General features: G+C 61.3%; 14 protein-coding genes. 6 read left to right on the forward strand and 8 right to left on the reverse strand.

Going from position 1 to position 12,637, the window contains the following annotated elements:
- The first annotated feature begins 6 nt into the window (after window positions 1–6).
- From PXK01_RS20160 to PXK01_RS20175, 4 genes are all read left to right on the forward strand, one after another.
- On the forward strand, window positions 7–381 hold the full coding sequence (locus tag PXK01_RS20160) for an RNA-binding S4 domain-containing protein (RefSeq protein WP_274861510.1): 375 nt from the start codon (window positions 7–9) through the stop codon (window positions 379–381).
- 63 nt (window positions 382–444) lie between these two features.
- Entirely contained in the window at window positions 445–783 is a 339-nt protein-coding gene (gene fdxA / locus PXK01_RS20165; RefSeq protein WP_274848381.1) for a ferredoxin FdxA, read from the forward strand.
- Between the two features lie 354 nt (window positions 784–1,137).
- A complete protein-coding gene (locus PXK01_RS20170; RefSeq protein ID WP_274848380.1) occupies window positions 1,138–1,647 on the forward strand; it encodes a CarD family transcriptional regulator in 510 nt (169 codons plus the stop codon).
- 90 nt (window positions 1,648–1,737) lie between these two features.
- Window positions 1,738–2,511, forward strand: a complete 774-nt coding sequence (locus tag PXK01_RS20175; RefSeq protein WP_274848379.1) for a potassium channel family protein — start codon at window positions 1,738–1,740, stop codon at window positions 2,509–2,511.
- Window positions 2,512–2,515: 4 nt separating this feature from the next.
- On the opposite strand, the gene PXK01_RS20180 is transcribed toward PXK01_RS20175, so the two are convergent.
- Window positions 2,516–3,271: an adenosylcobinamide-GDP ribazoletransferase gene (locus PXK01_RS20180; protein ID WP_274861511.1), complete on the reverse strand. Its 756-nt coding sequence runs from the start codon at window positions 3,269–3,271 to the stop codon at window positions 2,516–2,518.
- Between the two features lie 100 nt (window positions 3,272–3,371).
- Between PXK01_RS20180 and cobT the strand changes: the two genes are divergently transcribed.
- Window positions 3,372–4,388, forward strand: coding sequence for a nicotinate-nucleotide--dimethylbenzimidazole phosphoribosyltransferase (gene cobT, locus PXK01_RS20185; RefSeq protein WP_274861513.1), 1,017 nt, complete (start codon window positions 3,372–3,374; stop codon window positions 4,386–4,388).
- Between the two features lie 16 nt (window positions 4,389–4,404).
- Here the strand turns inward: cobT and PXK01_RS20190 are convergent, their stop codons facing one another.
- The 7 genes from PXK01_RS20190 to PXK01_RS22035 form a co-directional block, all read right to left on the reverse strand.
- A complete protein-coding gene (locus PXK01_RS20190) occupies window positions 4,405–6,285 on the reverse strand; it encodes a monovalent cation:proton antiporter-2 (CPA2) family protein (RefSeq protein WP_274848376.1) in 1,881 nt (626 codons plus the stop codon).
- 114 nt (window positions 6,286–6,399) lie between these two features.
- Window positions 6,400–7,620 carry a PAS domain-containing protein gene (locus tag PXK01_RS20195; protein ID WP_274848375.1) on the reverse strand — a complete coding sequence of 407 codons (1,221 nt, stop codon included), beginning with the start codon at window positions 7,618–7,620 and terminating at the stop codon, window positions 6,400–6,402.
- A 60-nt stretch (window positions 7,621–7,680) separates the two neighbouring features.
- On the reverse strand, window positions 7,681–8,136 hold the full coding sequence (locus PXK01_RS20200; RefSeq protein ID WP_274848374.1) for an Lrp/AsnC family transcriptional regulator: 456 nt from the start codon (window positions 8,134–8,136) through the stop codon (window positions 7,681–7,683).
- 172 nt (window positions 8,137–8,308) lie between these two features.
- Entirely contained in the window at window positions 8,309–9,520 is a 1,212-nt protein-coding gene (locus PXK01_RS20205; protein WP_274861514.1) for a GTP-binding protein, read from the reverse strand.
- 174 nt (window positions 9,521–9,694) lie between these two features.
- On the reverse strand, window positions 9,695–10,480 hold the full coding sequence (locus tag PXK01_RS20210) for a NaeI family type II restriction endonuclease (protein ID WP_274861515.1): 786 nt from the start codon (window positions 10,478–10,480) through the stop codon (window positions 9,695–9,697).
- 231 nt (window positions 10,481–10,711) lie between these two features.
- Entirely contained in the window at window positions 10,712–11,671 is a 960-nt protein-coding gene (locus tag PXK01_RS20215; protein ID WP_274861517.1) for a DNA cytosine methyltransferase, read from the reverse strand.
- A gap of 176 nt (window positions 11,672–11,847) precedes the next feature.
- Window positions 11,848–12,060, reverse strand: coding sequence for a DUF6538 domain-containing protein (locus PXK01_RS22035; RefSeq protein WP_446728372.1), 213 nt, complete (start codon window positions 12,058–12,060; stop codon window positions 11,848–11,850).
- A 218-nt stretch (window positions 12,061–12,278) separates the two neighbouring features.
- Here PXK01_RS22035 and PXK01_RS20220 point away from each other — a divergent pair, with 218 nt between their 5' ends.
- Window positions 12,279–12,599 (forward strand): DUF6538 domain-containing protein, encoded by a 321-nt coding sequence (locus PXK01_RS20220; protein WP_274861519.1) that lies wholly within the window; start codon window positions 12,279–12,281, stop codon window positions 12,597–12,599.
- The last annotated feature ends 38 nt before the right edge of the window (window positions 12,600–12,637 follow it).

The raw sequence follows: 12,637 nt of genomic DNA on the forward strand, positions 1-12,637 counted from the left end.
TCCGCGATGGAGGGCGGCACCGCCAAGATCCGTATCGACAAGTGGCTATGGCATGCGCGGTTCTTCAAGACCCGCAGCCTGGCCGCGAAACAGGTCTCTGCAGGTCATGTGCGGCTCAACTCCGGCAAGATCTCGAAACCGGCTCAGAACGTCACCCCAGGTGATGTTCTGACCTTCCCCCAGGGGCGGCAGATCAGGGTCGTCCGGGTCGAAGCCATCGGCGAGCGCCGCGGCCCCGCGCCCGAGGCCCAGGCGCTTTACCATGACATGAGTGAAAAGCAGGACAGTGTTCCGGCCAACCCCCGCTTCGAGGGAAAGGGGCGCCCGGATAAGAAATCCCGCAGGGCGCTTGATCTTACCCGTGGGCACGACATCTATTGACACCTTGAAGATATCGCCGCGCTGAATTAGCTAGACGTCAAACAGCAAACGGAACCCGGCCTCATGACCTATGTCGTTACGGACAACTGCATCGCCTGCAAATACACTGATTGTGTCGAGGTCTGCCCGGTGGATTGTTTCTACGAGGGCGAGAACACCCTGGTGATCCATCCGGATGAATGCATCGACTGTGGTGTTTGCGAACCCGAATGCCCTGCCGATGCCATCCGTCCCGATACCGAGCCGGACATGGACAAATGGGTGGAATTCAACCGCAAATACTCCGAGATGTGGCCGGTTATCGTCTCCAAGAAAGACCCGCTTCCGGACGCCGAAGAGCGTGATGGCGAGACCGGCAAGCTGGAGAAATACTTCTCCGAAGCGCCCGGCGAAGGCGGCTAAGGTCCGTCGGGCTTTTGCCCTGATGCGATTCGCTTTGCCGCTGGCAAGGGGGGCCGTCACGACCTGGTCCAAGGGCGTGCCATTGGCTGAAACGCCTTAAATTGCTGGTGCCTACACAGGTTTTTTGCTGTTTGGGCGGGCTCCTTCCGACCCTCCCGGTTTTGTGGTACAATTGCTGCGAAATACCCAGAAGAGAGAAATGTGCCTGACCTGCCGGACGCGTTCTTGTGCACCTTGGGCAGTTTTTCTGTGACCAAACGCGCAAGTGCGGATCGCGAGCCGTGATCTGCCTGTGGTGTTTTTGTCGTTGTAGTGCCAGACATGCCGTCCGGCGAAGTGCAAGGAAAGACCTGTATGACCAAATCGAAGAAGCTCGAATTCCGCCCCAATGATTACGTGGTGTATCCGGCCCATGGTGTTGGACAGATCATCTCGATCGAGGAGCAGGAAGTGGCCGGCTTTGCGCTGGAGCTTTTCGTGATCACCTTTGAAAAGGACAAGATGACCCTGCGGGTGCCGACCAACAAGGCGGTTGAGGTGGGCATGCGCTCGCTCAGCTCGCCCGACGTGATCAACCAGGCCATGAAGACGCTCAAGGGCAAGGCCAAGGTCAAGCGCGCCATGTGGTCGCGTCGCGCCCAGGAATACGAACAGAAGATCAACTCGGGCGATCTGATCGCCATCGCCGAAGTGGTGCGCGACCTGCACCGCACCGATGATCAGCGCGAGCAGAGCTATTCCGAGCGCCAGCTTTATGAAGCCGCGCTGGAACGCCTGACCCGTGAAGTGGCAGCCGTGGCCGATGGCGACGAAATCTCTGCCGCCAAGCAGGTTGACGAGGTTCTGACCTCCCGCGCTGCCTGAGGCTGCGCCTGGATTGAATGACCATGGGCCGTGCCGCTTGGCGCGGCCTTTCTTCTTGGCGCTTTGCGCCTGCCCGCAAAAGGCCATCCCATGCAGGATCTGAAAAAACGCACGGCCCTTCTATACGAGGGCGCATCCAAGGGCGCCGTCCGCTTTCGCTATGGCGTCATCCTTTTCGATGCGCTGACCATCCTGTTTTTCATAGCCACCGCCCATGTCGCCCATGGCCTGCTCTTGAATACGATCAGCCAGATCCTGGGGGTGATCATCGGGTTGGATCTGGCGGCGCGGCTCTGGATCGCCAAGGACCGCAAGGCCTTCTTCTGGCAGATCTACACGCTGGCGGATCTGGTGGTGATCGTCACCCTGCTGCTGGACCCCTTGTTCGCGGGCAGCCTGGCCTTCTTGCGCATCCTGCGGGCGCTGCGGCTGATCCATTCCTACCACCTGTTGCGCGACCTGCGCCGTGACAGCACCTTTTTCCGGCGCAACGAGGATGCGCTGCTGGCGGGGATCAACCTGTTCGTCTTCATCTTTGCCACCACCATGGCGGTGCTGATCTTCTTCATCGACGAAACCCAAACCCAGTCGCCCTATATCGATGCGCTGTATTTTACCGTGGCAACGCTCACCACCACGGGGTTTGGCGATATCACCATGGCCTCGCCTGCTGGCAAGATGTTCTCGGTCTTCGTGATGGTCGTCGGGGTGGCGCTGTTCGTGCGGCTGGCGCAGGCGATCTTTCAGCCGCAGAAGGTGCGCTATACCTGTCCGACCTGTGGCCTGATGCGTCACGACATTGATGCGGTCCATTGCAAACACTGTGGTGAACAGTTGAAGATTTTGACCGGCGGCGTGGACTAGACCGTCACAGAACCAGCAACACCAGCAGGGCAGAGATCTCGCAAAGCTGTTGGGTCGCGCCCAGGATGTCTCCTGTCTGCCCGCCGATCTTGGCGCGGGCAATTATGCCAACGGCTGCCGTCGTCGCGATCATGGCAAGACAGATGGCAAGCAGCACCGGCAGGTCCAGCGGGACAGCCGCAATGCCAAGCGCCACGACAAGCCCGAGAACGACCGGAAACAGCGCCGGACGCCCGACACCATGGGACAGACCCGTCTGACGGGCATTGGGCAGGACGTGCATCAGAAATGGCATCATGGCCCGGCTGAGCGCGGCCAGCGCCAGGAGCGACCAGGGCCCCGTACTGTCCAACAGGGCCGTCACTGCGGTCCAGCGCAGACCAAGCGCCAGAATCAGCGCCAGCACCCCATAGGTGCCGATCTGACTGTCCTTCATGATCTCCAGCCGTCGCGCAGGATCAAAGCCGCCCCAAAGCCCGTCGGCGGTATCGGCCAGCCCGTCTTCATGCATGGCACCGGTCAACAGGATCTGTACCGCGAGGACCAGCCCGGCAGTGATTGGCGCAGGCTGGCCGAGGTGCAGAGCCAATACAGCCAGCAGGCAGGCGGGCAGGGCGGCGGCGCAGCCCGCCAGTGCAAAGGCCCAGACAGCCGCCGATTGCCGCTCGAATGTCTGCGCGCTCAGGCGCGGCAGGGGAAGCCGGGTCAAGAGCACCAGAGCCAGAACAGGATCAATGGCGCGGATGTCGGGTTTTCGCATGGGCGGGTCTCTTGCGGGGCTTGCAGCAGGGGGGCGAGCGGTTAAACAGTACCCAACCGCTTTACCCGTGTCCCGTAACACGTTGCAACGAGGCTGATCCATGCTGTCCCAGATATCTTCTCTTGATGACTTTCGCGCCCAGTTGAGCGCGGCGCCCGCCGCCGATGGCGCTGCCCGGGCCGGAGCAGAGGACCGCAATGGTCAGTTGACCAAGCCGCCGGGGGCCTTGGGACGGCTCGAAGACCTGGCGATCTGGTACGCAGGCTGGCGCGGCAGCGACCGTCCCGAGATCAAGGCGCCACAGGTGATCATCTTTGCGGGCAACCACGGGGTGACGGCGCAGGGGGTTTCGGCCTTCCCGGCAGAGGTGACCGCACAGATGGTGCTGAACTTCGAACATGGCGGCGCTGCGATCAACCAGCTTGCCAAGCTTGCTGGCGCGCGGATGGATGTGCATGCGCTGGATCTGGACCGCCCGACCGAGGATTTCACCAAGGCCCCGGCGATGAGCGCGGCAGAGCTGCTGCAGGCGCTGCAAACCGGCTGGTCCGCGGTGGACCCACAGGCCGATCTTCTGGTGGTGGGCGAGATGGGCATCGGCAACACCACCGCGGCGGCGGCGCTGGCCTGTGCCCTGTTCGGAGGCGAGGCCGCAGAGTGGACCGGGCGCGGCACCGGGGTCGATGATGCCGGGCTTGCCAATAAGGCCCGTGTGGTGGGGCAGGGCGTGGCGCTCCATGGCGGGGACATCAAGGATGGGCTGGATGCGCTGATGCGCCTGGGCGGGCGCGAGATCGCCGCCATGGCCGGTGCGATTGCCGCTGCCCGGGTGCTGCGCATTCCAGTGATCCTGGATGGCTTTATCTGCTGTGCGGCCGCGGCCTGTCTGCAGCAGACGGCGCCGGGAGCGCTGGATCATGCGGTGGCGGGTCACAAGGGGGCCGAGGCCGCCCATTTCGCGCTGCTGGACAAGCTGGGCAAAGAGCCGCTGCTGACCCTTGGCCTGCGGCTGGGGGAAGGCTCCGGTGCGGCGCTGGCGATCCAGATCCTGAAGGGCGCCATTGCCTGCCACAGCGGCATGGCGACCTTTGCCGAAGCGGGCGTGGCAGAGGGCTGAACGCGCCGCGCCCGGATCAGGAGGATTTCTTCTCCTTCTGCTCTGCCAGCTCCAGCAGGGCGGTCTCCAGATCCTTCTCCAGCTCCCGCGCCCGTTTGATATAGGCGGGGTTCTCGCTGGCGGGGGTGCCGGGGATCCATTGCTTGGCCAGCTCGCGGATGGTCAGACGGTCATGGGCATAAAAGGTCTGTTCGGCCTGGGCCGCCTCATATTCGCTGAGCCCGATGCGCTCCAGCACATAGCGCCCGGCGCGCAGGGAGCTGTCGAACATCTCGCGCACGATGTCATTGGCACCCGCCTGATACAGTTCAAAGACGTGGTGGCGGTCATAGGCACGGGCGATGATGTGGATGTCCGGGTAGTTGCGGCGCACATATTGCACCAGTTTCACCGTGTTCTCGGGGTCATCGAGGGCAACCACAAGGATCTTGGCCTTGGCAATCCCGGCAGCCTTCAGCAGCTCGGGCCGGGTGGGATCGCCCAGGAAGCTTTTGACGCCAAAGCGGCGCATCAGCTGGACCGCCTCCATGTCATTGTCCAGCAGCACCGTCTTGAAGCCGCTGGCCCGCACCAGCCGGTTCACGATCTGGCCGAACCGGCCGATCCCGGCGATGATCACCGGACCTTCTTCGTCGATTTCGTCCGGCTCGTGATCGGCGCGCGCCTCGGTCAGGCGTTTTGACAGCAGGTCATAGATGATGAACAGCAGCGGGGTGATCAGCATCGACAGGGCGATGATCAGCAGAAGTTTCTCCGACAGGGCCGGGGGGATCACATTGAGCTGGGTCGAGAAGGCCAGCAGCACGAAGCCGAACTCCCCCGCCTGCGCCAGTCCCAGGGTGAACAGCCACTGTGCCCGCTTGCGCAGCCCGAAGGCGCGTCCGACGAAGAACAGCACCAGCCCCTTGGCGACGATGACAAGCAGTGCCAGCCCGATCAGGTCGCCGGGGCTTGCCAGGAACAGACGGTAGTTGATGCCGGCGCCGACGGTGATGAAGAACAGACCCAGCAACAGCCCCTTGAAGGGATTCAGATCGCTTTCCATCTCGTGCCGGAATTCCGAGTTGGCCAGGACCACCCCCGCGAGAAAGGCCCCAAGCGCGGGCGAGAGACCCACCAGCGTCATCAGGAAGGAGATCCCGACCACGATCAAGAGCGCCAGCGCCGTATACATTTCGCGCAGGTTGGAGGCGTGGATGAAGCGAAACAGCGGCCGCGTCAGGTAGATGCCGGCCAGGATGATGAAGGCCACCGCGCCGATGGTGATCAGGGTCACCGCCCAGCCGGGCATGCCTTCGACCAGCGACAGCGAGGCATGGCCGGCGCCATGGCCTGCGCTTTCTCCGCGCTGGATCGATCCGTCGCTGCCGATATGGGGTCCGATGCCGGTGGCCAGCAGCGGCAGGAAGGCCAGGATCGGGATCACCGCGATATCCTGGGTCAGCAGCACCGAGAAGGACGCCCGCCCGCCGCCGGTCTGCATCAGGCCCTTTTCCGACAGGGTTTGCAGCACGATCGCGGTGGAGGAGAGCGACAGCGCCAGGCCGACGGCAAGGCTCACCTGCCAGGGTTCCCCGGCGGCCATGGCCGCGCCCATCAGCGCCAGGGTGCTGAACAGGATCTGCAAACCGCCAAGGCCCAACAGCTTGTGACGCATCGCCCAAAGCGCGCGCGGTTCCAGCTCCAGCCCGATCAGGAACAGCATCATCACCACGCCGAATTCGGCGAAATGCTGCAGGTTCTGGGTCTCTGAGCCGACCAGCCCGAAAACCGGGCCGATCAGAATGCCGGCGGCCAGGTATCCAAGGACGGATCCCAGGCCTAGCCGTGCGGCGATCGGCACCGCGATGACAGCGGCAGCGAGGTAGATCGAAGCCTGATAAAGAAACGTTTCCATGAGGCTGGTATCGCAAGCGCAACTGCGGTTGGCAACGGATTTGGGCGCCCCCCGCCGAAGAGAGCGCCCATGTCGTAAACTTCCCCGTGTGATCGGTTGCGATCCGGTGCCGGATCACCTGTCGTGGATGCGGATATCGCCAGACAGTTTTTCGATCTGCTCCAGCCGCTCGGAGATTCGGCGCTGGAAGACCCCCAGCTGATCGATGATGTCCGACAGGGTTTCCCCCGATTCGGGCAGGCGGGCGCTTTCGATCTTACACAGAACCCGGGTCGAGCTGAGGCCGAGGAACTGACGATGCATGACCTGGCAGGCATGCATGATGCGGTCGGCTTCCTGGTTGACGTCTTCCTGACCCTTGCGTTTGCGCTCCAGCTGATCGGTCACGATCTGCTTCAATGTCGCACGTTCATGCGCCATATCGACCCCTTCGATGGCGCGCCGTTCCTTGGTGAGCTGGTCGTCGCATTCCAGCAGCATGCGGGTGATGCATTGCACCATCAGGCTGGTGTTGACGGTGGATTTGATCGTCGCAAAGGTGCTGTTTTCGCCCATCACATGGGCCGCGAACCAATCCGACATCTGGCGTGACATGGCGCCGTAGTTCTGCGACAGGACGGTGACCGGCCCGCCGGCGGGTTCGATCCGCGATGCTATCACCCGCAGGTTATGCGGGATGGTGTGCATGGCGTCGAAATCCTTGACCAGACCTTCGGTCTGATCGACCAGGGTCTGGGCGTTTTCCAGCATCTTGGCCAGGGACAGAAGTGTTTCATCCGCATGGTTTCCCAGCGCCTTGTCGCGGGACTTGAACTCTTCGCACAGCGCATGGGCGGCAAATTGATCATAGTCTTCAAAGCCCTGGCTGCGGACCCATTCCATCATGATTTCGGCGCTTTCCTCGGGGGCAAGGCCTTCCTGCTGTTCCGCCAAGAGCATCGTCTTGTAGACCTCGCGGGCCTCGCCAAGCAACGGGCTGGAGGGTTTGATGCGCGCGGAGAGATAGCCGCCCTCATAGGGGACCACCACGGCAAACACCCAGTAATACAACCCGTCCTTGGCCTGGTTCTTGACGTAGGCGCAGATGGTTTTGCCGGATTGGATGGTTTCCCAGAACATGTGGAAAAGCCCGCGCGGCATATCCGGGTGGCGGATCAGCTTGTGCGGGGCGCCGATCAGTTCGGACCACTCATAATGAGCAACCCGTTTGAAGATATAGTTTCCGGCCTGGATGACCCCGCGTTTGTCCGTGCGGGAAAAGAACACTTCGTTCAGTTTGAACGGTGCTTCTCCGCTGGAGGGGCGGGTTTCAATACGGCGGTCGACAAATGACATAGGTGTCCCCAGAATTAGGCATGCGCCATGTATGAATATCCTGAGAGTCTTCCCGTATGGTTAAGTCGGAAGCGGTGCATCGCGCTTTAATTGTGCCATTACGATCTGGCTCTGCACCCGGGCGACGGCCGGATGAGGCAGCAGGACCTCGTGAATCAACGTGTTGAGCGCCTGCAGGTCGCGGCAGTAGACCCGCAGCAGATAATCCGCTTCCCCGGTCATGGTCCAGGCCGAGATGATCTCGGCGCGGGTGCTGACAAGCCGGGCAAAGCCGGCCGATTGTTCGGGGCCGTGACTGCTCAGATGCACCTGCACGAAGCCCTGGACCGCCAGCCCCAGTTTTGTGGGATCCAGCCGTGCGGCATAGCCTTGAATATAGCCTTCGGCCTCCAGGCGCTGACGTCTGCGCCCGGCCTGGCTGGCGGAGAGATTCAACAACTCCCCCAGTTCCTGTGCCGTGAGATGTGCATCTTTCTGCAAGGCCGCCAGAAGGCGGGTATCGGTGGGGTCCAGCATATGCGGCAAGGTCCTGAGAAATTGGTGTGGGGTGCGGGGTTTGCGCAGCTTACCTTATCAATTGGAGGACCTTGCGCAAATCTCCTGTATCTTCTGCGGTGTTTTCAATCAAAGGCCGAGATTTGCACATCAGGGCGGGCCGTCCGGATCCTGCGGTGACCGCCGGGCTGCACTATCCTTTCCCCCAACGCGGGAAAGGATCCGGCAGGCCGGCCCAATCTTCTGGGTGGAATTGATCGGCATCGATCAGGGCGGCATTCAGGCGGTCACAGATTGCCGCGCGATCCAGATCAACGCCGATGAAGACGATCTCCTGGCGCCGGTCGCCCCAGGGTTCCACCCAGTTGCGCGCGATTTCGGCCTGGGCTTGCGGATGGCTGGGCAGGCGGTCTTCCGGCAGCGAGGCCCACCACATCCCCAGGGGTTGAACCGAAGACAGCGCCCCGGCCAGGCTGAATTCAGCGGCCCATTGCGGGCGGGTGGCGATCCAGAAATGTCCCTTGGCGCGGATCACGCCGGGCAGGTCGCCGTTCAGCACGTCATAGAGCCTTTGCGGATGAAAGGGCGCGCGGGCGTGATAGGCAAAAGAGGTGATGCCGTATTCCTCGTCCTCGGGGGTGTGGTTGGCAAAGCCATATAGTTCCTTGGCCCACATCGGATGCTGATGCGCGGTGTCGAAATCGAACAGGCCGGTATCGAGAATGGCCTCTGCCGGGACATCCGACTGATCGGTTTCGATGATCCTGGCGTCGCCGTTCAAGGCGCGGATGATCTTGCGGGCCATGTCGGTGCGCGCGGGCCCGGCATCCGACACCTTGTTCAGGACCACCACATCGGCAAATTCGATCTGCTCGGTCAGCAGGCTGACCAGGCTGCGGTCATCGCCTTCACCCAAGGATTCGCCGCGATCGGTCAGGAAATCGTGGCTCGAGAAATCCTGCAGCAGGTTCACCGCATCGACCACCGTCACCATGGTGTCGAGCCGCGCCACATCCGACAGGCTCTGGCCCAATTCGTCGCGAAAATCGAAGGTCGCCGCCACCGGCAGCGGTTCGGAAATGCCGGTGCTTTCGATCAGCAGGTAGTCGAAGCGCCCTTCCTCGGACAGATGACGGACCTCTTTCAGCAGATCGTCCCGCAGGGTGCAGCAGATGCAGCCATTGGACATTTCGACCAGCTTTTCCTCCGAGCGCGACAGTTCGGTGCCCTCACGCACCAGGTCGGCGTCGATGTTGACCTCGGACATATCATTGACGATCACCGCCACGCGGCGGCCCTCACGATTGTTCAACACGCGGTTCAACAGCGTGGTCTTCCCGGCGCCGAGAAACCCGGACAGAACGGTAACAGGCAGGCGGGGATCAGTGCTGGGGACATCTTTCATCGGGTTGATACCTCCGTTTTCAATAATCGCGGCCGGGTTGCCTGCCGCTTCCAAGCGGCTGCACCCGGTCGATCCTAATCGAGGATTGATATGTAATGTAATAACATAATGCAATGTGGTTTTAAAAGAAGAGGGAGCTCCGCTCAAGAGGGGGTTTGTGATGCGGGGCTGCGCCTAGCCGTCAATCAGGCCGAGTTCGATCATTCGGGCGTGTTCGACGTCGGTTCGCGGCGCAATTGCAATCACCTCTTCCCGGCTTAACCGGTTGCGGCCAAGCTGCTCCAGGATCGCATTGTCGTAGACGCCGGAGAGCACAGCAATCCCTTCGGTTCGCAACAGGTCGCGTGCGCCGCCATTGCCGCGAACCCGTTTCATATAGTCATATTGGTCATAAAGCAGGGCTTGCACGACAGAGCGATGGATCGGTTGTTCCAGGTTCTGCCGCAAGAATTCGGCCATCCTTTTGGTGCCAAATGGGATATTGTCCCTCAGGTCGCGGAACGCGGTCATGTCAAAGGGCAGCCAGACGGATTCTGGATACTTTGCCCCCTCGACAATCCAAAGGACATCGGCAATTGCCGCGGCGCTGACGCCCCGTTTGCCATCGCGGTTCGGCGCGTTCAAATAGCTGTCCCGGGCCAGCATGACCCCCATCCAACACCGGCTGTCCTGCTCCTTGGAGTTGATGACAAGGCAGGGATCTTCGCGGCGGTATGTCTCTGGGGGGATCATCCAGGAGTTGTCCAGGGTGTTCTTGACGTCCACGTCCTGCCCATCAATGACCAGATCACGCAGACCTTTCGGAGCGTCCAGAAGATCGCGCACGAAATGTTCGATTTTCAGCCCGACAAATGTTTTTTCAACATTGTCGAGATCGGCAATTTTCGTGCGCCCCGTCCGCACCGGGTCCAGAACGAAGTCAATCGCCTCGCGAACGGTTCGGGGGAATGCAGCGGTCAAAACCTCCAGTCCGCCCGCGGCACGTATGATGCCGTCGCGGATGGGAACAAGGGAGGGGTAGTCAGGGTGGCCCGGTTGAACTCTGGAAGGAAGCATCCGCATATCTGGCAGATACCATCACCACCGCCCCAAGGCGAGTCGTCAGGGCGCAGAAGGAATAGGGCCGGGGAGGCAATGCCTTTGGCAGTCTTCTCGGGGCGGCCCTTGCTGGCGCGGGGCTGGACAAATCGCCTATGCGCTGACCGGCTTCAGAACGCGCTTGCGCAGGGCGGCGCTCACGTTTCTGGCCACGGCCTCGGCAACCGGTGGCGGGAAGGCATTGCCGACCTGGCGATACGCGTTCGTCTTGGCCCCGGTAAAGTGCCAATCGTCGGGAAACCCTTGAATGCGCGCCACCATTGGAACGGTCAGGCGCGGCATGCCATTGTGGAAAGGGTCCGGCGCTTCGGGCGCGATCGTTCTGCCTTCCACGCCCAGCGTGGCCCAGGCGCGGCGCGCGCGGGTCGGTCCAAGGTCCGGGCCACCGTGTTTTTTCGAGCCGCCAACGATGGTCGGAGCGATTTCGTCCGCCTTGCTGGCCCAGTCATCCGCTCCGCGCCAGCCCCGCGCCGCCATGAGATCGCGCAGCGTTTCACCGACGGTTGGCGGATTGTGGGGGTTGGGCTCCGGCCAGTCGAAGAGATCGGCACGCTTCTGTTCGACGGCTATGATCACCACACGGGGCCGAAGCTGCGGCACGCCAAAGTCCGATGCGTTCAACAGCCGCCAGTCGGTGCGATAGCCGAGTTTTGCCAGCTGATCTTTGAGGCGCTCGCGATAATCATGGAAGACGGCATCAAGGAAGCCACGGACGTTTTCGATCATCACGGCCCGGGGACGAGCAGCATCAACGATATCAAGCGCATCATTGAAGAGGTTGCGCTCATCCTTTTCGCCAAGCTGTTTGCCGGCCACGGAAAACGGCGGGCAGGGCAGCCCGCCGGCCAGCAGGTCAATCCCCCGGTATTCAGCCGCCCGCTCCTTGAAGAGCTGCACATCCTCCTCCAGGACATTCCACTCGGGCCGATTGTGGCGCAGGGTGTTGCAGCAATGCTTGTCGATCTCGACCAGGGCGCTGTGGTGAAAGCCAGCCTTCTCAAGCCCAAGAGCCTGTCCGCCAGCGCCGGCGCAGAGTTCCAGGGATGTAAGCATGGTAATCGCCCTCGTTCTTGACAGAGGCCCTGTCGTGCGCACATCGTTTGCACTCAGGACAATGCCGCCTGCTTGTTCTTTGAATGTTCTTACAGGCTGTTGTCCAAGCAGGCAACCGGCATGATCGATGCCAGGGTACTGACCCGATGTAGGTCTAGCCGAAGTCCGCGATCCGATCAGAGAGCGTCAGTATGGGCGTTGGGATGTCGCAGTATCACGGATGTCATCTGCTCGCTTCTCTCGAAACAGCCGAACACCGCGTTCGCGTAGGTTTGCCTCATTGGCGGGCGGAATCTGGTTCTCAGGGCGTGGGAGGTTTTGCCCGACGCGCCGTGCTGTCGGAGATCCACCGGGATACGGCGGGTGAAGTAGTAGATGCCTTCCTTCACGAGGACACAGCTGCGCGAAATGTTCTCTAATGTGTTCTACGCCTCGCCTTGATCCGGTCAAAATCTAATGAAAACAATGCCGTAGCTGGAGGGGTGGTGCCCCCACACGGTCTGATCGGAATCAAACGTCGATTTTGATTTTTCCGAAAGTTTCACAGTTTCCCTGAGTAAATCGCGGTTTTCCTTCCTAACCGCTGAAAATCGAAAGGGGCCACTGTGTGTGGCAGAATGTGGGGCAAAAAATGATAGCCATTGAGGACAAATGCATTGAAGGCATCGAGCGCCGGGGAAAGGTCTACTACCTTCGCTGGAGGGTGCCAAAGCGCTATGCCACTGTCGAACCGCGCAAGGAAATCAACCGATCTCTGAAGACCCGGGTTCTTGCTGAAGCCAGAGCACATCTGGCACTTGCAAAACGAGCGCTCATAGCTGACTGGGACCTTAGACTTGCGGAAGCCCGGGGCGAAACCTCTATCGAGGCTTTTGATGCAGCAATCGAACTAGGCTCAGGACCCATTGATTTCCGGTTGGCGGCATGATCCACGGCTCGAAAAACGAGCGGTAAACATGTCTGATC

This window comes from Phaeobacter sp. PT47_59 (assembly GCF_028890025.1).
Taxonomy (GTDB): domain Bacteria; phylum Pseudomonadota; class Alphaproteobacteria; order Rhodobacterales; family Rhodobacteraceae; genus Phycobacter.